This is a genomic window from Rhodopseudomonas faecalis (assembly GCF_003217325.1).
Classification (GTDB): domain Bacteria; phylum Pseudomonadota; class Alphaproteobacteria; order Rhizobiales; family Xanthobacteraceae; genus Rhodopseudomonas; species Rhodopseudomonas faecalis.
In genome coordinates, this window is sequence record NZ_QJTI01000026.1 from 30,521 (window position 1) to 53,980 (window position 23,460).

Here is a 23,460-nt window from a genome sequence, read left to right on the forward strand (position 1 = left end):
AGTGCTACCGCGCGGGCCTTTGCAATAACTCGCACCTGACGCCCCTGAAATGAATGCGGCCGCTTGTTGTGCAGTGGCCGTTTAATGGTTCAAATCTAGGGGCGAACCGGGGGCGAATGGTACGGGTTTCTGCTGAGAGGCCCTAGCAAAGACGAACGGCGTGACCTTTTTGCCACGCCGCACAGCAAGTCAGCGACTGTTGTGATCAGCAGTATCACCACCGACCGGCATCAGCCGGGCGCGTGCTGCGCCGGGCCGTGCGAGGCAGCGAGGGCAAGCGCCCTCGCCTCAAACCTTCTTCTTGACGTCCTTGACGTTCGAGAAGGTGATGTCTTCGGCGCGCTCGCGGGTGTAGCCGAGATAGAACTCGTTCTTGGCGAGGTACACCGGGTCGCCATCGACGTCATCGGCAATCGATGAGTTGTTGGCGGCAATGAAGGCGTCGAGCTTCTTGCGGTCGGCCGACGAGATCCAGCGCGCGAGCTGGAATTCCGACACTTCGAATTCCACCGGCAACTGATATTCGGCGTCGAGCCGCGCTTTCAGCACGTCGAGCTGCAGCGAGCCGACCACGCCGACCAGCGCCGGCGCGCCGTCGCGCGGGCGGAACACCTGCACCACGCCCTCTTCGGACATCTGCTGCAGCGCTTCCTTCAGCTTCTTGGCCTTCATCGCGTCCTTCAGGCGGACGCGGCGCACGATTTCCGGCGCGAATGACGGCACGCCGACGAAGGTGACATCCTCGCCCTCGGTGAGCGTATCGCCGATGCGCAGCGTGCCGTGATTGGGAATGCCGACCACGTCGCCCGCAAACGCCTCATCGGCCACCGAACGGTCCTGCGCGAAGAAAAACTGCGGCGCCGACAGCGACATGTTCTTGCCGGTGCGCACCAGCTTGGCCTTCATGCCGCGCGTCAGCTTACCGGAGCACAGCCGCGCAAAGGCGATGCGGTCGCGGTGGTTGGGGTCCATATTGGCTTGGATCTTGAAAACGAACGCGCTCATGCGCGGCTCGCTGGCCTCGACCTTGCGCAGATCGCTGTCCTGGGCGCGCGGCGGCGGCGCGAACCGGCCGAGCCCCTGCAGCAAATCGCCGACGCCGAAATTGCGCAGCGCCGAGCCGAAATACACCGGGGTCAGATGGCCCTCGCGGAACGCTTCCAGATCGAACGGCTTACAGGCCTCCGACACCAGTTCCAGTTCTTCCTGGACCGCGGCGACGTCGAGATTGGGATGACGCTTGCCGAGATCGGCAATGTCGATCTGTTCGGCCGCGCCGGTCTTGGCGCCGCCGCCTTCCAAGAGGCGCACGCCGCCGTCGCGCAGATCATAGGTGCCGAGGAAGTCGCGGCCGCGGCCGACCGGCCAGGTCATCGGCGTGGTGTCGAGCGCCAGCGTCTTTTCGATCTCGTCCAACAGATCGAACACGTCGCGGCTTTCGCGGTCCATCTTGTTGATGAAGGTGATGATCGGAATGTCGCGCAGCCGGCACACCTCGAACAGCTTGCGGGTGCGCGCCTCGATGCCCTTGGCGGCGTCGATCACCATCACCGCGCTGTCGACCGCGGTCAGGGTCCGATAGGTGTCTTCCGAAAAGTCCTCGTGGCCTGGCGTGTCGAGCAGGTTGAACACCAGCCCGTCGAACTCGAAGGTCATCACCGAGGTCACCACCGAGATGCCGCGGTCACGCTCGATCTTCATCCAGTCGGACCGGGTGTTGCGGCGCTCGCCCTTGGCCTTGACCTGGCCGGCGAGATTGATGGCGCCGCCGAACAGCAGCAGCTTTTCGGTGAGCGTGGTCTTGCCGGCGTCAGGATGCGAAATGATCGCAAATGTGCGGCGGCGCGCCACTTCGGCGGCCAGCGGGGCGGACGGAGACGGCGTCGAGGCCGCCGGTTGGGCGATGTCGGACATGGCTGCAGCCTGTGGCAGGGAAAGCGGGCGCGATCAAGGGGCAAGGCCCCGGTTGCGTCGCGGAACGGCGTCTCTCATATAGAGAGCCGAGGACGACCTCAAAATCACCCATTTGGCTGGGACGGCCCGGCCCCCTTTCGGATGACGCCTTGGCGTGGCCGCGCTGTGAGCGGGCGCCCGGCGCAGGGAGGCCTGATGGCCTGGATCTATCTCTTTGTTGGCGGACTTTTGGAAATCGGCTGGGCGATCGGCCTGAAATACACTGAGGGTTTTACCCGGCCGCTGCCGACCATCGGCACGTTGATTTGCATGGTCAGCTCGGTGCTGCTGCTCGGGCTGGCGATGAAAGCGATCCCGGTCGGCACCGCTTACGCGGTGTGGGCCGGCATCGGCGCCGCCGGAACCGCCGTGCTCGGCATCATGCTGTTCGGCGATCCGGCGACGGCGCTGCGGCTGATGTGCATCGGCCTGATCGTCGCCGGGATCGTCGGGCTGAAACTGGTGGCGTGATCGCTCAGCGCACCAGTTGCACGGCATAATAGGCGGCGGCCGCCACCAGGGCCGACGCCGGAATGGTGATCACCCAGGCGTAGACGATCGAGCTGGCCACATTCCAACGCACCGCGGACATGCGGCGCGCGGCACCGACGCCGACGATGGCGCCGGTGATGGTGTGGGTGGTGGAGACCGGCACGCCCAGGAAGGTGGCCATGAACAGCGTCGCGGCGCCGCCGGTTTCCGCGCAAAAACCCTGCATCGGCGTCAGCTTGGTGATGCGCAGCCCCATGGTGCGCACGATGCGCCAGCCGCCGAGCAGCGTGCCGAGCGCCATCGCCGCCTGGCACGACAGCACCACCCAGAACGGCACCGAGAATTCGCTGCCAAGATAGCCCTGCGAGTACAGCAGCACGGCGATGATACCCATGGTCTTCTGGGCGTCGTTGCCGCCATGACCGAGCGAATACAGCGAGGCCGAGGCGAATTGCAGAATCCGGAACGCGCGGTCGACCGCATAGGGCGTGGACCGCACTGCAGCCCAGGACACGATCGCCACCAGCACCAGGGCCAGCAGGAACCCGACCAGCGGCGACAGCACGATCGCCAGCAGCGCCTTGGACAGCCCGCTCCACACCGCCGCGGACAGACCGGCTTTGGCGACGCCGGCGCCAATCAGGCCGCCGATCAGCGCGTGCGAGGAACTGGAGGGAATGCCGAGCGCCCAGGTGATGATGTTCCAGATGATGGCGCCGCATAGCGCCCCGAACACCACCTGCGCATCGATCACCCCCGGTGCGATGATGCCGGTGCCGATGGTGGTGGCGACATGCAGCCCGAACACCATGAAGGCGATGAAATTGAAGAACGCCGCCCACAGCACCGCATATTGCGGCCGCAGCACCCGCGTCGAAACGATGGTGGCGATGGAATTGGCGGCGTCGTGCAGACCGTTCAGAAAGTCGAACAGCAGCGCAACTGCGATCAGTCCGATCAGGATCGGTAGCCCTAGCGTGGCGTCCACGGCGCGGCCCTACCCTAAACCTGTTCGATGACGATGCTGTTGATCTCGTTGGCGACGTCGTCGAAACGGTCGGCGACCTTTTCGAGATGGTCGTAGATCTCGGCGCCGACCACGAAATCCATGGTGTTGGCGTTGCGATGTTTCAGGAACAGTTCCTTGAGGCCGATGTCGTGCAGATCGTCGACCCGGCCCTCGAGCTTGCCGAGCTCCTCGGTGATCGCCGACAGCATCGCGACATTGGGCCCGATCGACTTGAGCAGCGGCAGCGCCCGCCCGACCAGCTTGGCGCTCTCGACCAGCAAGGTGCCGATCTCGCGCATTGGCGGTTCGAATTCGTGAACCTCGAACAGGATCACCGCTTTGCTGGTCTGCTGCATCTGGTCGATGGCGTCGTCCATCGAGGTGATCAGGTTCTTGATGTCGACCCGGTCGAACGGGGTGATGAAGGTGCGCCGCACTGCGGTCAGCACTTCGCGGGTGATGGCGTCGGCATCGGCCTCGAACTGGCTGATGCGCTGGCAGTGCAGCGGTGTCTCCTTGCCCCCGCGCAGCATGTCCTGCAGCGCCCCCGCGCCCAGCAAAACGGTATCCGAGTGGCGAGAAAACAGGTCAAAAAACCTCTCTTCCCTTGGGAGAAAGGCGCGAAACCACTGCAGCAACATCGAAGGACCCATCTGTTATGACGGCGCACGCCGCACGGCGACACCTTGTCACAGCGGCGTCATAGATCATTTCCTGACCGCACAGGCAATCTCCATTGCGTGCTCGGCCGTCATCCACCGTTTTGTGGCACCGGATTACATCACCCCTGTCACACGGATCATTATACCGCCGACATTTACCAATCCCGTGAGCAACTCGGTTCCGACATCGATTTCGCTGGCCACTCGCCGCGGCGTTGAACGATAATCTGAGAGTGCGAATCACCGCTGGTCCCGCGACATAGAGTTGCGAGGCTCCTTGGTGGTTAAGCCGCTCGAAAATCGAGGCGGCGGACCCTGCGACGTAATTCTGTTCGCAAAGCGGGCAGAGAGCCGCAGTTCAAGGCGTGATCGACGACTTCCAATAATGGCGTAAGCACGTCCAGCGCGCTGGGCTGTGTCCTAACAACAGACTTTTCCAACGTTGCGGCCGAGCCGCGGTCGTCCTGGAGCAAGTTAGTTGTGAATGGAATGCCTGCGGACCTGATCTCGAGCCCTGTCGCCGATCTGCCATCTTATTGTGCTCGCAATTGCGAGCCAGATCGCGACGCAGCATCGCAGAGTGGACAGCCATGATTCGTACCGTCCTCAATTTCGTCGCTGGTGTTGACCGCAAGACACTTGAGACCTGCCCCGCCACCGACAAGATGTGGGCGGCCCATCTGGGCTTTTCGCTCTGCTTGTCATTCCTGGTGGTGCTGGGGGTGTCGTTTCACGCCACCGGCTACATGATCGACAACATCACCACGCGCGCGCTGGTCGCCCTGGTGATCGCGCTGACGGTGCTGATGTTCGACCGCGCGCTGTGCCAATCCGACTGGTTCTATCAAGGCTCGTTCTGGAACGGTAACCCGAGCCCGCAATCGAGCGCCGAGGCCCGGCAGTCGACCTGGCGGTTCGGCAGGATCGCGATCCGGCTGGTGCTGTCGCTGGGGCTGGCCTGGGTGATCGCGATGTTCCTGGAACTGGCGATCTTCTCCGGCACCATCAATGACAAGATCGAGCGCGACCGCGTCGCCGCCAACCAGCCGATTTTCCAGAAAATCGCCCAATATGACGCCCAGCTCGGCGCCGAGATCGACCGCCGCCGCGACGCCTCCGCCAATCTGGAAGGCTTGCTGCAGGCCGCCTTGCACGAGACCCCGCCGATCGACCCGGCGGCGCTGGCCCGCAGCGAGAATGTCGAGCAGCAGATCAAGGCGCTGATGGTCCGCGAAGGCGAATTGCGCGCCGAGCAGCGCCAGATCGAACAGACGGTACAGCGTTACGCCGCCGACATGAACGCCGAGGAATTCGGCCAGAAGAACACCCCGACCAATAGCGGCCGCGCCGGCACCGGGCCGCGCTACGAATTCGCCAAGCGGCAGAAAGAAATCTTCCAGGCGCAGAGCGCCGCCCGCGAGGCCGAGATCGCGCAGCTGCAAGCCAAGGGTGACGAGCTGCGCGCGGTCCAGGCCCGGATCGCCGCCGAGGCCGAACAGACCCGCGACCGCGAGCGCGCCACCATCGCCGCCAAGCGCGATGCGCTGCAGCTCCAGGTCAACGCCGCCCGCGCCGAGATCAAGCAGCTGGAAACCGACCGCGCCACCGCGGTCGAGGATTTCCGCCGCAAGGTGATGACCGAGTCCTATTATCAGGAGAAGAAGGACAAGGCCGACCCGCTGACCCGAATGGCCGCCTATCAGGAATTGAAGAACGATCCGAAGGACGGCGGTACCATCGCGCTGTTCTCGTGGATGACACGCTTCTTCATCATCTTCCTGGAAATCGTTCCAGTTGTTGCCAAAATCTTCTTTTCGCCGCCCTCGGTTTACGCCGCCAAGATCCAGGCTGAAGTGGACCGCGAACGGCGCCGGATCGAGCAGGCCGCGTCCGAACCGCTGCCGCCTTTGGAACCGCAGCCGGAGCGCCGGCCGCGCCCGAGCCTCGGCTCGCGGCTGGCCCGCACGCTGTTCAAGAAGTCCGAACCCGCCTTGAACAATGCCGCCGCCGCAACCGCCCGGTCGCGCGGCCATACGCCGGCTCATGGCAATGGTCACCACGCTAACGGTCACCACGCCCATGCCGCCAAGGCCGAGCCGGCCGCGACGCCGGCTGCCAGAGCTGCAGCGGAGCACCGCGAGCCGCAGCCGCGGCCACAGCCCCGCTTGGTGCCGCAGCCGCGCCGCGAGGGCGTGGTGGTGCGCGAAGCCGCCGCTGCCGGCGCCTCGCTGGCCGCGATCCCGATGACCAACCGCGACCGGCCGGAGCCGGCGCGTGCTGCACCGGCCGACGCCGTGGCGGCGGTGCCCGCCGCCGCTGTGAGCAGCGCGGCGCTGACCAACGCCTATTTCGACGACCGCACCCATCCGGCAACCAGGCCGGAGCAGGCCGAGCAGCGCGATATCGAGCCCGCCCGGAGCGCGGCCGACGCCGCCGGCCAGGGCAAGGGCGGATTCTCGTCAATGAACTACTCGCTGCGCTACGGCGCCTTGCAGAGCCCGTAGCGGACGGGCTGGCGGACCCACAAGCCCGCCGCTCACGATGCGTCGTTGCGGTAGCGGCGGCGCTTCCCTGGTTTCGCTGGCAAGCGAACCGGGGGAGCCACTTCACCACCCCCTACGCACGCGGTTTGGTGTGGCTGGGCACAGCTCTGATTGTATCTCGACGCTCTTAACCGCCGACGCCCGACGCTCCTTAATTGCCTCGTCCCGCTCGGCAGTAATACCCCCACCCGACCGGCCTTACGGCCGGCCACCCTCCCCGCAAGGGGGAGGGAAAAGAAGCGCGTGGCGCTGTCCCGCAGCACTTTGCTGCCTACTGATACCAACGGCAATTGATACCGACCAGTCCGCACGTCATGGCCGGGTTCGTCCCAGCCATCCACGTCTTTGATCTTGCGGCGATTTCAAGATACCCGCGACAAGCGCGGGTATGACGGTCATTCATTGATAAGACCCGATGTCATGACTGAGGGGCGCCCCTCCTTCAACCACTTCCACTGACCGAGCCCGATCGATCGGCCTGCTCACTCTGGCCGAGCACGCCTGTCCACTGCGAGGCCGCCATCCGCGGGCTGATACCCACGTAAATTGATACCAACCCATCCGCATGTCATGGCCGGGCTCCGTCCCGGCCATCCACGTCTCTGATCCGACAGCGCTTTCAAGACGTGGATACCCGCGACAAGCGCGGGCATGACGAGTCAATGGCAGGAGCCATTGGTATGAGATGGCTATCCTCGTTTGCCGCGCCGTCCGGTTCGACCTCTGTTGCCGATGCTTCGTTAGAAGCGCCCTGCTCGGCTCGCCCCACAGCTCAAGGATATCGACCCGTGGGGGAACGGTGGGTCTCGATGGGAGTGCCTGGGCGGCATCACCAGCGACGGCATCACCATCCCCTACCGTGCGGCCAACGCCTTGTCGCCCACGGCCCGCGCCGAGTTCGACACCAAACGTCCCACGCCCAACTTCCGACACCCAACGTCCTACGCCCATGTCCAACGATCGGCGCGATAACCACCCGCGCTCCCGCACGCCCCAAAAACCAAAAACCCCTCGCCGCCGGAAATGCTCCGGACCTGCGAGGGGTTTTGCTCAACCCGAAAGCGGCGCGTTCGTGCGCGCCGCCTGCCGCTGCGTAAGACTCTCGCGCGATCAGTTGATGCGGGAGATCTCGTTGCGGTTTTCGACCGACGGATAGACCGGCGATTCCAGCGAGCTGGCCGGACGGGCCGGCTTGTTGGCGCGGTAGACCTGGAACACGTACCAAGCGGCGACCGCGGCCACCGCGATGATCACCTGATTAGTCGGCAGCACCAGCGACACCGCGATCAGCACCACGGCCACGGTGGCAGCCTTCACGACCTTCTCGCGATCAGCGAAGATGGCGTTGAAGCGATCCCAGTTTTCCGACTTCCACAGCGGCGCGGTGAAGCGGTCGAGACCGAAGCTGGTCCAGGCACCGTTGAAACCGAGGCGATAGGCCCACAGCAGGAACAGCGCGACCGAGAACGCGGCGATGGCGATGATGGCCCCAATGGGACCGGCGGCGTAGCCGATTACGACTACGAGTGCGGCTGCAAAGGCAGCGATCCAATATTGCATTTGACGACCTTCCCACCCGGTTCTGGGTGCCCTTTTAAGGTTGTGTCTCTCTCCGAAGAGAGGCCGGACTTAGAATCAGCAGTGTGAAGCAATCTTACTCTATGCCCGCTTAAAAACATTGATTCAGAGCGACAAGTTCCTTTGGATTGGCGCGTCAAGAGCCAATCACTGTACCTTGCTACCGTATTTTTCGCCATCGCCGCACGGCGGCGCCCGCCCTCGCTCTGGAACTGCGCCGGAACCGGCCGGCGCAGGGCTGGTCTATCACAGCGAACGTTTGAAGTAGTGCGCGATTTCGCCGACCACGCCGCGGCGGAAGGTCAGCACGCAGATCACGAAGATCGCGCCCTGGATCACCGTGACCCATTGCCCGAAGCCGGCCAGATACTGTTGCATGGCGATGATCACGAACGCGCCGACCACCGGCCCGAACACCGTGCCGAGCCCGCCGACCAGCGTCATCAGCACGATTTCGCCCGACATGGTCCAATGCACGTCGGTGAGCGAGGCGTTTTGCGCCACGAACACTTTCAGCGAGCCGGCAAAGCCGGCCAGCGTCGCCGACAGCACGAATGCCAACAGCTTGTAATGGTCCGTGCGATAGCCGAGCGAGATGGCGCGCGGCTCGTTCTCGCGGATCGCCTTCAGCACCTCGCCGAACGGCGAATTGATGGCGCGGTAGATGATCAGGAACCCGAACAGGAACCCGGCCAGCACCACGAAATACAGCGTGGTCGGATTGGACAGGTTGATGAAGCCGAACAGATGGCCCTGCGGAATGCCCTGGATGCCGTCTTCGCCATGGGTGAATGGCGCCTGCAGATAGACGAAGTACATCAGCTGCGCCAGCGCCAGCGTGATCATCGCAAAATAGATGCCCTGGCGGCGGATCGCGATCAGGCCAGTGAGCACGCCGAGCGCGGCGGCGGCCGCGGTGCCGGCGATGATGCCGAGTTCCGGCGGCAGCCCCCACACTTTCAGCGCGTGCCCGGTGACATAGCCGGCGGTGCCGAGGAACATGGCGTGGCCGAACGACAGCAGCCCGCCATAACCGATCAGCAGATTGAAAGCGCAGACCAGCAGCGCAAAGCACAGCCCCTGCATCACGAAGAACGGATAGACCCCGGTGAATGGCAGCGCCATCAGCACCACGGTCATGATCGCAAACGCGATCATCTCGTCGCGGACGGCGCGGCGGCCGACAGGCATGGCGTTTTCAGTGATCGAGGTCATTTCAGGCAGTCCGTCCAGTAAGGCCCGCGGGCTTGATCAACAACACCAGCACCATCAACACGAACACCACGGTGTTGGACGCTTCCGGATAGAAATATTTGGTCAGGCCCTCGATGATGCCGAGCGCAAAGCCGGTGATGATCGAGCCCATGATCGAGCCCATGCCGCCGATCACCACCACCGCGAACACCACGATGATCAGATCGGCGCCCATCAGCGGCCGCACCTGGTTAATCGGCGCCGACAGCACCCCGGCGAGCGCCGCAAGGCCAACGCCGAGCCCATAAGTCAAGGTGATCATGCGCGGCACATTGATGCCGAACGCGCGCACCAGCGTCGGGTTTTCGGTCGCGGCGCGCAGATAGGCGCCAAGCTGAGTGCGTTCGATCAGGAACCAGGTCAGCAGGCAGACCGCCAGCGAGAACACCACCACCCAGCCGCGATACACCGGCAGGAACATGAAGCCGAGATTGATGCCGCCGCGCAGTTCCTCAGGAATGGCGTAAGGCAGGCCGGACGATCCAAAATAGTTTTGGAACACGCCCTGGATGATCAGCCCGAGTCCAAAGGTCAGCAACAGCCCGTACAAATGATCGAGCCCTGACAGCCATTGCAGCATGGTGCGTTCCAGCAGAATGCCGAACAGCCCGACCACGATCGGCGCGATGATCAGCGCGTACCAATAGCCGATGCCGAGCACATTGAGCAGGAAATAGGCGCAGAACGCGCCCATCATATAAAGCGCGCCATGGGCGAAATTGATGATGTTGAGCATGCCGAAAATCACGGCAAGGCCGAGGCTGAGCAGCGCGTAGAACGAGCCGTTGATCAGCCCGACCAGAAGCTGCGCCAACAGGGCCTGCAGATTGATGTCCATCGTGCCGTGATCCTGACCTGCGAACCGACTTCAAGGGCAAGGCCGGCGGCGCGTGGCCGCCGGCGCAGTCATGTTACTTCTTCAACAGCGCGCACTTGCTGTCGGCGAGCGGGGTAAAAGCCTGATCGGCCGGGATGGTCGCGACCAGCTTGTAATAGTCCCACGGCCCCTTCGATTCCGACGGCTTCTTGACCTCGAACAGATAGGCCGGGTGAATGGCGCGGCCATTGGCCTGGATTTCGCCCTTGCCGAACAGCGGATCGTCGGTCGGCATCGACTTCATCTTCTCGACGATCTTGGCGCCGTCCCGCGAATTGCCGCCCATCTGGTCGAGCGTCTTGAAATAGTGCACCAGCGCCGCATAGACGCCGGCGTGGACCATGGTCGGCATCTGCTTGTTCTTGATGCGCTCAGAGAAGCGCTTGGCGAATGCGCGGGTCTGGTCGTTGGCGTCCCAATAGAAGGTTTCGGTAAAATTCAGGCCCTGCGCCACATTGAGGCCGAGCGCGTGCACGTCGCTGATGAACAGCAGCAGCGCCGCCAGCTTCTGGCCGCCGGCGACGATGCCGAATTCCGACGCCTGCTTGATTGAGTTGGTGGTGTCGCCGCCGGCATTGGCGAGGCCGATGATCTTGGCCTTGGAGGCCTGCGCCTGCAGCAGGAAGGACGAGAAGTCGGAGGTGTTGAGCGGATGCTTGACGCCGCCGACCACCCGGCCGCCCGAGGCATTGATCACCGCGGTGGTGTCGCGTTCCAGCGCCGCGCCGAACGCATAGTCCGCGGTCAGGAAGTACCAGGTATCGCCGCCAGCCTTGACCAGCGCGCCGCCGGTGCCGTGCGCCAGCATGTAGGTGTCATAGGTCCAGTGCACGGTGTTCGGCGAGCACTGTGCATTGGTGAGGTCGGAGCTGGCCGCACCGGAATTGAGATAGACCGCGTTCTTTTCCTTGACGATGTTGTTGACCGCCAGCGCCACGCCGGAATTGGGCACGTCGACGATGACGTCGACCTTGTCGACATCGAGCCATTGCCGGGCGATGTTGCCGCCGATATCGGGCTTGTTCTGGTGATCGCCGGAAATCACCTCGATCTTCCAGCCCTTGGCGATCAGCCCGGAATCCTCGGCGGCCATCTGCGCGGCCAGCGTCGAGCCCGGCCCGCCGACATCGGCATAAAGGCTGGACTGATCGCTGAGCGCGCCGATCTTCACCACCTTGTCGTCGGCCATCGCCGCACCGGCCAACGTCAATGCCGCCACGGTGCTGAGCAGTCCCGCCATCAATGTCGCACGCATCTCAATTCCTCCCTAAAAATTCTTTTTGGATGGCTCAGACGCCGAGATAGGCGTGCAGCTTCTCCATGTTGGCTTCGAGTTCGGAGTTGGCAAAGCCGTCGATGATCTTGCCGTGCTCGACGACGTAGTAACGATCCGCCACCGTGGCGGCGAAACGGAAATTCTGTTCGACCAGCAGGATGGTGAAGCCCTGCTGTTTCAGCCGCGCGATGGTGTGGCCGATCTGCTGGATGATCACCGGCGCCAGACCTTCGGTCGGCTCATCGAGCATCAGAAAGCGCGCGCCGGTGCGCAGGATGCGGGCGATCGCCAGCATCTGCTGCTCGCCGCCGGACAGTTTGGTGCCTTGGCTTTTCAGCCGTTCGCGCAGATTGGGAAACAGTTCAAAGATCACCTCAAGCGACAACCCGCCCGGCCGCACCGCGGGCGGCAGCATCAGGTTTTCGCGCACGTCGAGGCTGGCGAAGATGCCGCGCTCCTCAGGACAGAACGCAATGCCGAGCCTTGCGATCCGATCGGACGACGCGCGGCTGATATCATGGCCTTCAAAACGGATGTCGCCGCTGCGCTTGCCGATGATGCCCATCACCGCTTTCAGCGTGGTGCTCTTGCCGGCGCCGTTGCGGCCGAGCAGCGTCACCACCTCGCCGGGGCGCACGTCGAAATCGAGCCCATGCAGCACATGCGATTCGCCGTACCAGGCCTGCAGATTGCGCACCGACAGCACGGTGTCGTTGCTCGCGGCGGCGGGGCGATGCGGAGCCATCAATGCATCAGCCATGACCCGCTCCCAGATAGGCTTCCTTGACGCGCTCATCCTGCGTGAGATCGGCGTAGTTGCCCTCGGCCAGCACATGGCCGCGGGTCAGCACGGTGATCACGTCGGAAAGGTTAGCGACCACCGATAGATTGTGTTCCACCATCAGAATGGTGTGGTTCGCCGAAATCCGTTTGATCAGCGCCGCGATCTTGTCGATGTCCTCATGGCCCATGCCGGCCATCGGCTCGTCGAGCAGCATCATCTCCGGGTCGAGCGCCAGCGTGGTCGCGATCTCCAGCGCGCGCTTGCGGCCATAGGGCATTTCCACCGCCGGCGTATTGGCGAATTCGTTGAGGCCGACGTCGTCGAGCAGCGCCAGCGCCCGATCGTTGTAGCGATCGAGCACCGCTTTCGAGCGCCAGAAATCGAAGGAACTGCCGTGCTGGCGCTGCAGCGCCACGCGCACATTTTCCAGCGCGGTCAGGTGAGGAAACACCGCCGAAATCTGAAACGACCGCACCAGCCCGAGCCGCGCGACGTCTGCCGGCGCCATGGTGGTGATATCGCGGCTATTATAGAGAATCTGCCCGGCCGACGGCCGCAGGAATTTGGTCAAAAGATTAAAGCACGTGGTCTTGCCGGCCCCGTTCGGGCCGATCAACGCATGAATATGTCCACGGCGCACTCGCAGATTGACGTCGCGCACGGCGAAGAAGCCGGCGAATTCCTTGGTCAAACTATGAGTTTCAAGAATGAAGTCATCGGCCAATCACGTCTCCCCCTCGGCCGGTGCCATAGCTGGGGCCCTGCCGATTTTGTTCCTGCAGCTCCTCGACGGCGATCACCGCGGGTCCGCTTTGAATAGCAACTATGCAATCAACCGCTGGGGTTGCGCAAGATGCAATGCACCGCCGCACCCGGCACCACCCTGCTGCGCATCGTCGCTGTGTTCGGTGAGGGCGAACGTCATAACAGCTTCGTGCAGATCGCCTAGTGAACCCTGTTGCGGCCGTGGTCGGCCGAAAGGAATACCGGGAGCGCTCGCATGCATGATGTCGCGGCACTGAAAAAGAAACTCGAACGGCTGATCGACGAGATTGCTGCCGAAAGCAGCCTGCGGATGGCCTCCTGGGCGGACCGCATCGAACGCCCCGACTTCGCGGCCAGCGCCAGCAATCTCGCGCACTATCTGGCGGTGCGCCGTCACGATCTGCGCCCGCTACAACGCGCGTTGATGGCGCTCGGCATGTCTTCGCTCGGCCGGCTGGAAAGCCGGGTGCTGCCGACTCTGAAAGCGGTGAGCGCCAGCGTCGCGGCGCTGTGCGGCACCCCCACCACCGAACGGCCCTCGTCGCGGCAGTTCTTTGCCGGCGAGCACTACCTCGCTGAGCGTAGCAGTGAGCTGTTCGGGCCGCGTTCCGGACCGCGCCACACCGCGCTGCTGGTCACCTGCCCGACCGAGGCCGGCGACGATCCGTCGTTTCTGCTGCGGCTGGCCGAACGCGGCGTCGATGCCGTCCGTATCAACTGCGCCCATGACAGTCCCGAGCACTGGCAGCGCATGATCAATCACGTTCATGCCGCCGAACAAGCCACCGGCCGCCGTATCAAAATCCTGATGGATATCGCCGGCCCGAAAATCCGCACCGGCGCCGCGCTGCTGCCCGAAGGGGTGGAACGGATCGCGGTCGGCGATCTGCTGGTGATCGTGCCGCAAGGCGGGCTGAACCGCATCCGGCTCGACGAGCCGCACGCCGCGATCGAATGCACCCTGCCCGACGCGCTAACGATCGCCGCTGCCGGCCATCGGGTGTTCGTTGATGACGGCAAGCTGTGCGTGCGCATCGAGCGCCGCGAACCGTTCAGCCTGCTCGGTCGGGTCACCGCCGCACCCGCCAATGGGCTGCGGCTGAAACCAGAAAAGGGGCTGAACTTCCCCGACACGCCGCTGACGATCCCGGCGCTGACCGCCAAAGACCTTAGCGACCTCGACTTCATCGTCGCGCAGGCCGACGGTATCGAGTTCTCATTCGTGCAGTCGGTGGCCGATGTCGAAATGCTGCAGGCGGCGCTGGCCGAGCGCCGGCCCAACGACTGGCGCCAATTGTCGCTGGTGCTGAAGATCGAGACCCCGGAAGCGGTCGCCAATCTGCCCGACATCGTGGTGCAGGCCGCCGGCCGGCAGCCGACCGCGATCATGATCGCGCGCGGCGATCTGGCGGTGGAAATCGGCTTTGCGCGGCTGGCGGAAATGCAGGAGGAAATTTTGTGGATCGGCGAAGCCGCCCATGTGCCGGTGATCTGGGCCACCCAGGTGCTGGAACATCTGGTCAAGAAAGGCACGCCATCGCGCGGCGAGATGACCGACGCCGCAATGGCGGCGCGCGCCGAATGCGTGATGCTGAACAAGGGTCCCTATCTGTTCAAGGCGATCACCGAACTCGACACGCTGCTGTCGCGGATGGGCGGCCATCAGCACAAGAAGACGCCGCAACTGCGCGCGCTGCGAAGCTGGAGCCGCGCTAGCGCAGCGCGCTGAGATAGGTCTCCGGCTTAAAGCCGACCAGCACGCCGCCGGCATGCACCAGCACCGGCCGCTTGATCATCGAGGGCTGCGCCAGCATCAGCGCGATCGCGCGCGCTTCCGTCAGGTCCTGCTTCTGCTCGTCCGGCAGTTTGCGAAAAGTGGTGCCGGCGCGGTTGAGCAGCGGCTCCCAGCCGAGCTGCCGCACCCAGCCCTGCAATGTCGCCAGATCGATGCCGGCGCTCTTATAGTCATGGAACGTGTAAGCGATGCCGTGGCTGTCGAGCCAGGCGCGCGCCTTCTTCATGGTGTCGCAGTTCTTGATGCCATACAGCGTGATGCTCAACGTCGATTCTCCGGCTGACCAGTTGGCGGCGATCGGGGCATAGCACCGCGCCATGGTCAATGCGGACCGCGCGGATGCCGGTGACCGCTATTGACAGCATGCTGTCCGCTTGAGATGACAGTCGCCATGGCTCCCTCCGCTGCGATTCCCTTCGATGCCCCGGTCAACGAACTGGTGCTGGAGATTTTTCGACTGAACGGCGCGCTGATCAAATGCGGCGATGCTTTGGTGAAACCGCTCGGGCTGAGCAGCGCGCGCTGGCAGGTGCTGGGCTCGGTCGTGCACGGCCAGGGCAGCTATTCGGTGGCGCGGCTGGCCGACAATATGGGGCTGGCGCGGCAATCGGTGCAGCGCGTGGTCGATGAACTGGCCGCGGCCGGGCTGGTGGCGTTTGCGCCCAATCCGGCGCACAAGCGCGCCAAGCTGGTGGTGATGACGCCGCGCGGCCAAGAGGTGTTTGAGCGCGCCAGCGCGCTGTGGCAGCCGGTCGGCGACGCCTTGATCGCCGGGGTGAATCCCGCCGAGCTGCGCAGCGCCATCGAATTGCTGGCGTCCTTGCGCGAGCGGCTCGAGCAGCCGGCCGACGCCGCAACCGACTGAGCCGGGCCCGGCCGGCGCGCCGGCCGTCGCTATGCAGTGCCCTGTTGCGGGCTGGAGCCATAGGCCGCGGCAAATTCGGCGCTCGGCGCGATCGGGGTGATGATATCGATCAGCACGCCATTGGGGTCGCTTGTGATGAAATGGCGCTGGCCAAAGGCTTCATCGCGCAGACCGAGCAGCATCGGCAGCCCGGCGGCCTTCATCCGGGCATAGACCGCATCGACATCCTCGACCTCGAAATTGAGCAGCAGCCCGCCGGCGCGGCCCCGGCCGTCCTGCGGGATGGTATCATGGTCGCCGTGCAGCACCGCCAGATTGACCTGATCATTCTGGGTTGATTGCAGATGGACGTACCAATCGCTCTCGAACTGCGGAGCGAAGCCGAAATGAGCCCGATAAAACGCCGCGGTGCCGGCGACGTCGCCGGTCATGATCACGGGGTAGAATTGGGTGCATTGCATGGCCTTTCCTCCCGTCGCGATATATACATGCCGCCTGTATCCAGATACGTAACATACAGGCTGTATGTATGCAAGAGACCGTCGCCCGCCGCAGCAATCAACAACGCCGTGAACAGACCATCGAGGCACTGCTGAGCGCCGCCCGCGCGCTGTTTCTGGCCAAGGGCTTTGCCGGCACCGCAACGCCCGAGATCGTCGGCGCAGCCGGGGTGACGCGCGGCGCGCTGTACCATCACTTTGAGGACAAGAAGGCGCTGTTCCGGGCCGTGATCGACGCCGAGATGGCCGCGGTGGCGCTCGAAATCGAGCGCGCCACGCCGCCGGCATTGCCGCCGTTCGAGGCGCTGATCGCAGGCGGGCGCGCGTTCTTCGCCGCGATGGCGCAGCCCGGCCGTATCAGCCTGCTGCTGATCGAGGCGCCGGCGGTGCTCGGCTTTGAGGAGCTGGCGGCGCTCGACCGCCGCCATGGCGGCCGCACGCTGGCCGAGGGACTGGACGCCGCGATCAAGGCCGGAGTGCTGCGCGAGCTGCCGGTTGAGCCGCTCGCCTTGATGCTGTCGGCGCTGTACGACCGCGGCGCACTGGCGCTGGCGTCCGGGCAGAAGGTCGAAGAGATCCAGAGCGTGATCGAAGCCGTACTCGGCGGACTGAAGCGCGACGCACCGGCTCACATTCAGAATTAACGCGAATATTCTCGACTAAGCATATGATATATCGCTGATCGCGATCAATTTTCCAGCACGCTACCCGACACGCCGGCTCGCTGACGCAGCCGCTCCAGCACCGCCTCGTCCATCGCAAAATGCACCGCCAGATGCATCTCGCCGTCGATCGGCAGCAGCGGGCCGAGCGCGCGCACGCTCAGCCCATAATCCTCCATCACCGGCTTGCGCACCGCGCGGATCAGCGCCGTGGTGCCACTGATGCCATTGTGCAGGCAGTATTCGGTGAGGCCGAGAAACAATTCCAGATAGACCGGGCCGCCGCGATGGCCCTTCTTGATGCCGAACCTTGTCAATTCCAGCACGTCGGGCTCTTGGATCACCGCGCCTTCGACGGTCCAGGCAAAGCTCTCGCTGATCATATGCGGCAGCACGGTCGGATAGAGCCGAAAACAGCCGATCACCTGCTGGTCGGCGTCGATGCACAGCGCATAGACCGCGTGGTGGTTGTCATATTGGTCGGTTTCGATGTCGCCGCGGTCGAAATCGGTCCAGCCGCGCTCGCGCACGAAAATCGCGTGCCGCAGCTCAAAATGCTGGCGCAGCGACACGGCATGGCGCTGCAGGCTCGCCGCCTCGACAATCCGGATCATGTATCCCCCGCCGCGCGCCGCCTTGTGCGATTGCGCCGCCCGGCGAACGGATTGAACGCGAAGATACCGACGCGCTCAACCCATGATTTCGTCGCGCTCCGGCTGTCAGCCGGCGCGGCCCCGCGCGTCAGCTCGCGGCGGGTCGGAAGAACGGCTTGAATTCCGGGGCCGGTTCGCGGTCGGAATAGACATACAGCATGATGCCGTTCGGATCGCTGATCGCAAAGCCGCGGTCGCCCCAGGGGTGGTCGGCGATCGGCATCACGAAATCAAGGCCGCGCGCTTGCAGCCGCTGATACTCGGCATCGACGTCGTCGACGCAAAAATTATAGGTCAGCCCGGCGGGAACGCACAGCGGCTGGCCCTGCTGCGGCTCCATGAATTGCAGGCTGACGCCGCTGGCGAGTTCGAGATTGATGTACCAGCCGCAATCAAAGCTGACGCTGGCGCCAAAGACGTCCTGATAGAACGCGCGGGTCGCGGCGATCTGCTGGGTGGTGATGCAAGGGGAAGCCGATTTCAACGTCACGATGGTCTCCTGCCGAAAGGCGATCGCCCTTGCAAACGCCAGATCGGCAGTTCGGTCTTGAACAAATCGGACATCAGCCGCGGATGTTGACCAGGGTCAGCTCCGGCCGCCGCCCCGGGGTAAAACCACCGAGCCGCCGGAACACCCGGCTCATATGGGCCTGATCGGCAAAGCCGGCCTGCAGCGCCGCTTCGGCCGGCGACAGTCGCTGCTCGCTCAAAAGCCGCAGCGCGTGGTGGAATTGCAAAATGTTGGCGAAGGTTTTGGGCGGCAGCCCGATCGCCTCGCGCAGCAGCCGCTGCACGGTGCGCTCGCTGACCTGATGGCGCGCGGCGGTGTCATGAATGCGCAGCCGGCCGCCGGCGCCATGGAAACTGCCGAGCAGATCGCGCAGCAAGCCATCGGGCTGAAAACGCGCCGCCGCGATCCGCTCCGCCGCCCAGGCCAAGAGCCGCGCGGCGATCTCGTGGCCGTCCTGCGCCGGGGCATAGAGCGGGCGCAGCGCCGGCCAGCGCGCTAGCGCCGCCTCGCCGCCGACATGGCCATCGACCAGCGACGATGGCTCAAGGTCGAGCAGCGGCGCGGCATAGCCCGGCCGCAGCCGCGCACCGACAAAGCCGATTTCCGGTCCGTGCGCGACGTCATAAAAACGCGTCGCCGGGCCGGCGATCAGCACCGCGATCGGGCGCAGCGGCCGCGCACTGGCGTCGAATTGCACGATCACGTCGCAGCGGCCATCGGGCAGCACCCGATAATGCTCGGCGCGCGCGCTCAGCGACAGCCACACCGCTTCAAGGCCATGCTGCGGCGCCGTCAGCAGTTCCAGATAACGCATCGCGGAGAGATTCCGGCTAGCCTAAGTTGCGGCAGTGTTTCCAGCAAAGCCGCCTCACTTGAAAGACAAAAATATCGCCTCGCGATGGCGACGCGAAACGGGATTGAGTGGCAGAGCTTCGATGACAAACGGCCTCACGGACAACACCGGCAGCGGCGCAGCGGCCAAAGCCAGCAGCGCGCACCCCGCGGGCGTGCCGTGGCCCGTCCCTGCGGCCTGGCACTGCCGCATCGACGGCTTGGACTGGACGCGTGCAACGACGGGCTGCTCGGAGGCAGCGGTATTCCGGCTCGCGGCCCCCGACCGGCCAACGCTCTACGTCAAAACCGCGCCGTCGCAGCCGTGCGGCGAACTCGCCGGCGAAGCAGCGCGGCTACGCTGGCTCTCAAGCACCGGGCTGCCCTGCGCCCAGGTGCTCGCCAGCACGCGAACCAATGATCGCGACTGGCTGCTGCTATCCGCCGTGCCGGGCCGCGACCTGAGCGCTGCGGAATTGTCACCGCGCGAGCTGGTCACTCTATTCGCCGGAGCGCTGCGACAGTTGCACGCGCTCGACGCGGGCAGTTGCCCGTTCGATCACAGTGCCGATCAAAGGATCGCGCTGGCGCGCGAGCGCCTGGCAGCGGGCCTGGTCGATCCCGAGGATTTCGATCAGGAGAATGTTGGCGTACCACCCGCCGAGTTGCTGCAGCAACTGGTGGCGCAGCAACCGGCTGTCACCGCCCCCGTGGTCACGCATGGCGACGCCTGCCTGCCCAATCTGATGGCGGAGGCCGGTCGCTTCACCGGCTTCATCGATTGCGGTCGGCTCGGCGTTGCTGACCGTCATCAGGATCTCGCACTGGCGACGCGCGACATTGCCGCCGAGCTCGGCGAAGGCTGGGTCGGGCCGTTCCTCAACAGCTACGGTCAGCCGCTCGACTGGAACAAGACCGCGTTCTACCGGCTGCTCGATGAGTTCTTCTGAACGATCGGCCTCACTCAGGCGCGGATATCCACGCCGCTGATCTCGCCCTGATAGCGATCCATGATGCGCAGCGCGTTCTGCAGCCGCTCGAACAATTCCGAGTCGTTGCGCTGCTGGGCCCCCACCATGCCTTTCTCAACCGCCTGCATGAAATTCACATGCTCGGTATCATCGAGACCAGTGTAGGCGCCATCGACAGGAAAGCTCAGCGTCATGCTGACAAAGGTGGCGCTCTGGTCGAACGACATTTCGCCGCTCTTGATCTTGGAGTTCATCCAGTCGAACAGCTCCTTGCGCGTCATGTGCGTGAAATCGGTGGTCTGCCCCCGCGCTGCCACTGCTGGTCGTCGCTGGCTCGTTGCCTGCGCTGGTCGCCGATGACGCGATGCGCGACGTGCGCTTCTCTCTGCAATAACGCAGCGCTGGCGAACGCGATCACCCGCTACCGCAGAACGCATCAATTGTCGAAGGTCGCGCGCCGATCGCGTGTGCGCTATGCTGTGCCAGCTGACTGTTTTGAGCTCTTCAGGTGTTAGCCCTGCTTTGATCGAAATGGAGCGTCCGATGAGCAGCAATGCCTCGCAACAAACCGCCCTGGTGACGGGCGCCAATTCCGGGCTCGGCAAGGCGATCACCAGTGCGCTGGCGGCGCAGGGCCTGCGCGTTGGCCTGCTGGTTCGTGACCGCGCCCGCGGCGAGAAGGCGCTCGAAGATATCCGCGCCGCGACCGGCAACGATGATCTGCACCTGTTCGTCGCCGATCTTGCCGACCAAGACGCGATCCGCGCCGCAGCGCGGGCGATTTTGGCGCGCTTTGATCGGCTGCATTTGCTGATCAACAATGCCGGCACCGCGTTCGCCGAGCGGCGGCTCAGTCCGCAGGGCATCGAATGCGCGCTCGCGACCAATCATCTTGGCCCGTTTCTGCTCACCAATCTGCTGCTGGAGCGGCTGAAGGACAGCGCGCCGGCGCGGATCATCAATGTCGGCACCCGCATCAACACCGCGATCGATTTCGATGACCTCAACTGGCAGCGCCGGCGCTATCGCATGATGCAGGCCTATGGCCAATCCAAGCTCGGCAATCTGCATTTCACGTTCGAACTGGCGCGCCGGCTGCATGGCAGCGGCGTCACCGTCAATTGCGTATTTCCCGGGGTGTTCAAATCAAATCTCGGCGGCACCGATGGCGCCCAGGGCGTGTGGCTAAAACTGTTTGCCGACTGGTTTGGCTGGGCGATCCCCTCCGCCGCGCGCGCGGCGCAGCGGGTGCTCTACCTCGCCAACGCGCCGGAGCTGGCCAACGTCACCGGTCAGTACTTTGGCCATCGCAAAACCATTCTAGCCCCTGCGCAAGCGCGCGATGCCGAGGCGAACCGCAAGCTCTGGCAAATCAGCGAAGTGCTGACCGGCGGGCCGGCGAAAACGGTGACTGAAGGGCACGGTGCCTCCCAACAATAACCGCCTAAATCAATGCACGGGTGATTGACCGGTCGCGGGGCCGATCTAGAATGCCGGCCTGTCACGGTCTTTCGTGGCGCATTCGCTTGCGCCCCGAGAGCTAAGAGGGAAGCCGGTGCAATACCGGCGCTGCCCCCGCAACTGTAAGCGGCGAGCTGACGTCCGAACATCGCCACTGGGCCCGAACGGCCCGGGAAGGCAGGACCGACGCAAGGACCCGCGAGCCAGGAGACCTGCCGCGACAAATGCAATCGTCCCTGGGCGGGGTGTCCCGGTGGGTCGCATGACAGCGGTCGCGGTCCTTAAGGCCTCCTTGTTGCTCATGTCTCCGCCTGGCCCCTGCCCCAGCAACCCCGGGGTTTTGGGTGATGTCTTTCGAAAGCAAATTTGTTGCCGCCGCGCGGCCGGTCGCGCCGCGGCCCGCACACGCTGATCCGCTGGTCGCGCTCGCGCAGCAGAGGGAATGAGGCGGTGAAGGCACAGCATTCCAAGCGGCTCGTTGCAGGGCCGCGCCAATCCGTGTCGACCGAGCGGCACCAGGATTTTGGGCTGCCGCTCGCGATCACACTGATGCTGCATGGCGATAGCACGGTGCAGCCGCCTGCGGCGTTCCATCACCCCGAGCTCTCTGCGACGCCGCCTGCGCGGCGCATCAATGCGTCGTCGTCGATTTTGCCTGAAGCGCTGCAAAGCACTCGCCGGCGCGATTGGCGAGCGCACCTGTGGCGGCTGCAGTTCCACCTGCTACGCACCGTGGAGATGCTGATGCGGATCGCGGTGCTGCGTGAACGTCCGCGCCCGCTCGACCTGCGATCGGCCGCCGCGGCAGCGCCGAGCGCCCCAGCAATTGACGACCCGTGGCAGCGTCAGCTCAGCATCGGCCATGGCTGCTCCGGGCCGGATCTGGCCACGCCATCGATCAACGCCCTCGCCATGGAGCCCGATCAGCCGCACCACAGCCCGGCGATCGCAGTCGGCGTCGTGGGTCATGGCGATGCGTTCACATCGCTTGTTCATCGTCTCCTCGAACTTGGCGCTCGGGTGCACGCCACTGCCGATACCATCGATGATTATGCCGCGCTGCGCAGCGCGGGCGCCGTGCCGCATCGCTTTGAAGACATGCCGGCGGTCGCGTCCAAGATCGATCTGCTGATCTCGACCAGTTTCGCCCGGCCCGTCGGCGCCACCGTGGTGGCACGGCTGCCGGAAACAGCCGTCATCATCGATCTTGCGGGGCCACCCGGCAGCGTCGATTTCGAAACCTCGCGGCGTCTTGGCCGTCGGCCGATCTGGGCGCCGGCCCTTGATAGTAATCTGGAGACCAGCTGGCTGTTGATCGCGGCGGAGGTCGAGGCGATGACGGCCGACAACCAACGCTCACCAACGCTCAGTTAGTTCGATCCGGCCTGCCGCGCGACGGCGCGCGGCGGGCCCGGCCTCGCTTCGCGCCATCAACACAGTCATGATCACGGTCAGGCCGTGACATCCGCGTTGCTACCAGACTGCGTCGCCAACGCGCGGTAGAGCGATTGCAACGGCGCCGCCCTCGTCCGGTCCTCCGCCATTATCGCTGCGCAATACGCTTCGCTATTGCGCCCTACGAGCAGCTACTCACGTCGAAAGCCCCAGCAGGTAGCCCGGATGGAGCGCAGCGCAATCCGGGACGGAAGCAACCGACGAACAACCCGGATTTCGCTGCGCTCCATCCGGGCTACGTACGACGTACTCGATGGCCGTTACATCACCAAGGTTGTCGGAGACCATCGCAACAATGGCGTAGATGAGGTCAGCCTGGCAGCCATCAGTCGCCGGATCATTGCTCACCGCTTCGACCTCCGCCAAAATTCATCATGGTTTATCGTTTGGGCCAACGTAGGATGAATCGTCATCCGACTATGTGAGTCCAACAAAGGCCCTCGATCGCTTAGCCAAGGTAGTCGCTTCTCGATCCCCGTCGTCACTTCGTCGCTGGTTGTTTCGAGCCGAATCCGCTTGACGCCGATCGTCTCGGGGTGGACCAACTCGACGCTGGTAGGATC

General features: G+C 64.3%; 24 protein-coding genes and 1 riboswitch. Of the genes, 8 read left to right on the top strand and 16 right to left on the bottom strand.

Annotated elements, in window-relative coordinates:
- Nucleotides 1-288 precede the first annotated feature (288 nt).
- Nucleotides 289-1,914, bottom strand: coding sequence for a peptide chain release factor 3 (locus tag BJ122_RS16555; RefSeq protein ID WP_027276942.1), 1,626 nt, complete (start codon nucleotides 1,912-1,914; stop codon nucleotides 289-291).
- 195 nt (nucleotides 1,915-2,109) lie between these two features.
- On the opposite strand from BJ122_RS16555, the gene sugE reads away from it, so the two are divergent.
- A complete protein-coding gene (gene sugE, locus BJ122_RS16560; protein WP_110782307.1) occupies nucleotides 2,110-2,424 on the top strand; it encodes a quaternary ammonium compound efflux SMR transporter SugE in 315 nt (104 codons plus the stop codon).
- A gap of 4 nt (nucleotides 2,425-2,428) precedes the next feature.
- On the opposite strand, the gene BJ122_RS16565 is transcribed toward sugE, so the two are convergent.
- Both BJ122_RS16565 and BJ122_RS16570 read right to left on the bottom strand, forming a co-directional pair.
- Nucleotides 2,429-3,433 (bottom strand): inorganic phosphate transporter, encoded by a 1,005-nt coding sequence (locus BJ122_RS16565; RefSeq protein ID WP_027276940.1) that lies wholly within the window; start codon nucleotides 3,431-3,433, stop codon nucleotides 2,429-2,431.
- 14 nt (nucleotides 3,434-3,447) lie between these two features.
- Nucleotides 3,448-4,095 (bottom strand): DUF47 domain-containing protein, encoded by a 648-nt coding sequence (locus BJ122_RS16570; RefSeq protein WP_430694792.1) that lies wholly within the window; start codon nucleotides 4,093-4,095, stop codon nucleotides 3,448-3,450.
- Between the two features lie 611 nt (nucleotides 4,096-4,706).
- Between BJ122_RS16570 and BJ122_RS16575 the strand changes: the two genes are divergently transcribed.
- Nucleotides 4,707-6,620 (top strand): DUF4407 domain-containing protein, encoded by a 1,914-nt coding sequence (locus BJ122_RS16575; protein WP_110782308.1) that lies wholly within the window; start codon nucleotides 4,707-4,709, stop codon nucleotides 6,618-6,620.
- 1,149 nt (nucleotides 6,621-7,769) lie between these two features.
- Here BJ122_RS16575 and BJ122_RS16580 read toward each other — a convergent pair.
- The 6 genes from BJ122_RS16580 to BJ122_RS16605 form a co-directional block, all read right to left on the bottom strand.
- Nucleotides 7,770-8,219 (bottom strand): hypothetical protein, encoded by a 450-nt coding sequence (locus BJ122_RS16580; RefSeq protein WP_027276937.1) that lies wholly within the window; start codon nucleotides 8,217-8,219, stop codon nucleotides 7,770-7,772.
- A 264-nt stretch (nucleotides 8,220-8,483) separates the two neighbouring features.
- The gene (locus tag BJ122_RS16585) at nucleotides 8,484-9,452 is read right to left on the bottom strand and encodes a branched-chain amino acid ABC transporter permease (protein WP_110782309.1); all 969 of its coding nucleotides are present in this window, start codon (nucleotides 9,450-9,452) and stop codon (nucleotides 8,484-8,486) included.
- 1 nt (nucleotide 9,453) lies between these two features.
- Nucleotides 9,454-10,317, bottom strand: a complete 864-nt coding sequence (locus BJ122_RS16590; RefSeq protein ID WP_110782325.1) for a branched-chain amino acid ABC transporter permease — start codon at nucleotides 10,315-10,317, stop codon at nucleotides 9,454-9,456.
- A gap of 85 nt (nucleotides 10,318-10,402) precedes the next feature.
- On the bottom strand, nucleotides 10,403-11,623 hold the full coding sequence (locus BJ122_RS16595) for an ABC transporter substrate-binding protein (RefSeq protein ID WP_110782310.1): 1,221 nt from the start codon (nucleotides 11,621-11,623) through the stop codon (nucleotides 10,403-10,405).
- A gap of 34 nt (nucleotides 11,624-11,657) precedes the next feature.
- Nucleotides 11,658-12,404: an ABC transporter ATP-binding protein gene (locus BJ122_RS16600; protein WP_110782311.1), complete on the bottom strand. Its 747-nt coding sequence runs from the start codon at nucleotides 12,402-12,404 to the stop codon at nucleotides 11,658-11,660.
- Complete coding sequence (locus BJ122_RS16605; protein WP_110782312.1) at nucleotides 12,397-13,152, bottom strand: ABC transporter ATP-binding protein; 756 nt, start codon at nucleotides 13,150-13,152, stop codon at nucleotides 12,397-12,399. The genes BJ122_RS16600 and BJ122_RS16605 overlap by 8 nt, the downstream gene beginning before the upstream one ends.
- Nucleotides 13,153-13,428: 276 nt before the next feature.
- On the opposite strand from BJ122_RS16605, the gene BJ122_RS16610 reads away from it, so the two are divergent.
- A complete protein-coding gene (locus BJ122_RS16610) occupies nucleotides 13,429-14,922 on the top strand; it encodes a pyruvate kinase (protein WP_110782313.1) in 1,494 nt (497 codons plus the stop codon).
- Here BJ122_RS16610 and BJ122_RS16615 read toward each other — a convergent pair.
- Entirely contained in the window at nucleotides 14,906-15,253 is a 348-nt protein-coding gene (locus tag BJ122_RS16615) for an ArsC family reductase (protein WP_110782326.1), read from the bottom strand. The genes BJ122_RS16610 and BJ122_RS16615 overlap by 17 nt on opposite strands.
- A 126-nt stretch (nucleotides 15,254-15,379) precedes the next feature.
- Here BJ122_RS16615 and BJ122_RS16620 point away from each other — a divergent pair, with 126 nt between their 5' ends.
- On the top strand, nucleotides 15,380-15,853 hold the full coding sequence (locus BJ122_RS16620; protein ID WP_110782314.1) for a MarR family winged helix-turn-helix transcriptional regulator: 474 nt from the start codon (nucleotides 15,380-15,382) through the stop codon (nucleotides 15,851-15,853).
- A gap of 29 nt (nucleotides 15,854-15,882) precedes the next feature.
- Here the strand turns inward: BJ122_RS16620 and BJ122_RS16625 are convergent, their stop codons facing one another.
- Nucleotides 15,883-16,314 carry a VOC family protein gene (locus BJ122_RS16625; protein WP_110782315.1) on the bottom strand — a complete coding sequence of 144 codons (432 nt, stop codon included), beginning with the start codon at nucleotides 16,312-16,314 and terminating at the stop codon, nucleotides 15,883-15,885.
- A 68-nt stretch (nucleotides 16,315-16,382) separates the two neighbouring features.
- Here BJ122_RS16625 and BJ122_RS16630 point away from each other — a divergent pair, with 68 nt between their 5' ends.
- On the top strand, nucleotides 16,383-16,997 hold the full coding sequence (locus BJ122_RS16630; protein WP_110782316.1) for a TetR/AcrR family transcriptional regulator: 615 nt from the start codon (nucleotides 16,383-16,385) through the stop codon (nucleotides 16,995-16,997).
- A 44-nt stretch (nucleotides 16,998-17,041) separates the two neighbouring features.
- On the opposite strand, the gene BJ122_RS16635 is transcribed toward BJ122_RS16630, so the two are convergent.
- The 3 genes from BJ122_RS16635 to BJ122_RS16645 form a co-directional block, all read right to left on the bottom strand.
- Nucleotides 17,042-17,629, bottom strand: a complete 588-nt coding sequence (locus tag BJ122_RS16635) for an acyl-homoserine-lactone synthase (protein WP_110782317.1) — start codon at nucleotides 17,627-17,629, stop codon at nucleotides 17,042-17,044.
- Between the two features lie 127 nt (nucleotides 17,630-17,756).
- Nucleotides 17,757-18,158, bottom strand: coding sequence for a VOC family protein (locus BJ122_RS16640; protein ID WP_110782318.1), 402 nt, complete (start codon nucleotides 18,156-18,158; stop codon nucleotides 17,757-17,759).
- A 73-nt stretch (nucleotides 18,159-18,231) separates the two neighbouring features.
- Nucleotides 18,232-18,993 (bottom strand): helix-turn-helix transcriptional regulator, encoded by a 762-nt coding sequence (locus BJ122_RS16645; protein WP_110782319.1) that lies wholly within the window; start codon nucleotides 18,991-18,993, stop codon nucleotides 18,232-18,234.
- 34 nt (nucleotides 18,994-19,027) lie between these two features.
- Between BJ122_RS16645 and BJ122_RS16650 the strand changes: the two genes are divergently transcribed.
- Complete coding sequence (locus BJ122_RS16650) at nucleotides 19,028-19,960, top strand: APH(3') family aminoglycoside O-phosphotransferase (protein ID WP_245407766.1); 933 nt, start codon at nucleotides 19,028-19,030, stop codon at nucleotides 19,958-19,960.
- Nucleotides 19,961-19,974: 14 nt separating this feature from the next.
- Here the strand turns inward: BJ122_RS16650 and BJ122_RS16655 are convergent, their stop codons facing one another.
- Nucleotides 19,975-20,262: a hypothetical protein gene (locus tag BJ122_RS16655; RefSeq protein WP_181418976.1), complete on the bottom strand. Its 288-nt coding sequence runs from the start codon at nucleotides 20,260-20,262 to the stop codon at nucleotides 19,975-19,977.
- Between the two features lie 262 nt (nucleotides 20,263-20,524).
- Here BJ122_RS16655 and BJ122_RS16660 point away from each other — a divergent pair, with 262 nt between their 5' ends.
- Nucleotides 20,525-21,421, top strand: coding sequence for an SDR family NAD(P)-dependent oxidoreductase (locus BJ122_RS16660; protein ID WP_110782327.1), 897 nt, complete (start codon nucleotides 20,525-20,527; stop codon nucleotides 21,419-21,421).
- 47 nt (nucleotides 21,422-21,468) lie between these two features.
- Nucleotides 21,469-21,676: riboswitch (cobalamin riboswitch) on the top strand.
- Between the two features lie 216 nt (nucleotides 21,677-21,892).
- Entirely contained in the window at nucleotides 21,893-22,816 is a 924-nt protein-coding gene (locus BJ122_RS16665) for a hypothetical protein (RefSeq protein WP_146227213.1), read from the top strand.
- A 216-nt stretch (nucleotides 22,817-23,032) separates the two neighbouring features.
- On the opposite strand, the gene BJ122_RS19070 is transcribed toward BJ122_RS16665, so the two are convergent.
- Nucleotides 23,033-23,245, bottom strand: a complete 213-nt coding sequence (locus BJ122_RS19070) for a hypothetical protein (protein ID WP_210205469.1) — start codon at nucleotides 23,243-23,245, stop codon at nucleotides 23,033-23,035.
- Between the last annotated feature and the right edge of the window lie 215 nt (nucleotides 23,246-23,460).

Coding starts and splice junctions, on each gene's coding strand:
- BJ122_RS16555 (WP_027276942.1), bottom strand. CDS start 1,914: ATGTCCGACATCGCCCAACCGGCGGCCTCGACGCCGTCTCCGTCCGCC.
- sugE (WP_110782307.1), top strand. CDS start 2,110: ATGGCCTGGATCTATCTCTTTGTTGGCGGACTTTTGGAAATCGGCTGG.
- BJ122_RS16570 (WP_430694792.1), bottom strand. CDS start 4,095: ATGTTGCTGCAGTGGTTTCGCGCCTTTCTCCCAAGGGAAGAGAGGTTT.
- BJ122_RS16575 (WP_110782308.1), top strand. CDS start 4,707: ATGATTCGTACCGTCCTCAATTTCGTCGCTGGTGTTGACCGCAAGACA.
- BJ122_RS16580 (WP_027276937.1), bottom strand. CDS start 8,219: ATGCAATATTGGATCGCTGCCTTTGCAGCCGCACTCGTAGTCGTAATC.
- BJ122_RS16585 (WP_110782309.1), bottom strand. CDS start 9,452: ATGACCTCGATCACTGAAAACGCCATGCCTGTCGGCCGCCGCGCCGTC.
- BJ122_RS16595 (WP_110782310.1), bottom strand. CDS start 11,623: ATGCGTGCGACATTGATGGCGGGACTGCTCAGCACCGTGGCGGCATTG.
- BJ122_RS16600 (WP_110782311.1), bottom strand. CDS start 12,404: ATGGCTGATGCATTGATGGCTCCGCATCGCCCCGCCGCCGCGAGCAAC.
- BJ122_RS16610 (WP_110782313.1), top strand. CDS start 13,429: ATGCATGATGTCGCGGCACTGAAAAAGAAACTCGAACGGCTGATCGAC.
- BJ122_RS16620 (WP_110782314.1), top strand. CDS start 15,380: ATGGCTCCCTCCGCTGCGATTCCCTTCGATGCCCCGGTCAACGAACTG.
- BJ122_RS16625 (WP_110782315.1), bottom strand. CDS start 16,314: ATGCAATGCACCCAATTCTACCCCGTGATCATGACCGGCGACGTCGCC.
- BJ122_RS16630 (WP_110782316.1), top strand. CDS start 16,383: ATGCAAGAGACCGTCGCCCGCCGCAGCAATCAACAACGCCGTGAACAG.
- BJ122_RS16635 (WP_110782317.1), bottom strand. CDS start 17,629: ATGATCCGGATTGTCGAGGCGGCGAGCCTGCAGCGCCATGCCGTGTCG.
- BJ122_RS16645 (WP_110782319.1), bottom strand. CDS start 18,993: ATGCGTTATCTGGAACTGCTGACGGCGCCGCAGCATGGCCTTGAAGCG.
- BJ122_RS16655 (WP_181418976.1), bottom strand. CDS start 20,262: ATGACGCGCAAGGAGCTGTTCGACTGGATGAACTCCAAGATCAAGAGC.
- BJ122_RS16660 (WP_110782327.1), top strand. CDS start 20,525: ATGAGCAGCAATGCCTCGCAACAAACCGCCCTGGTGACGGGCGCCAAT.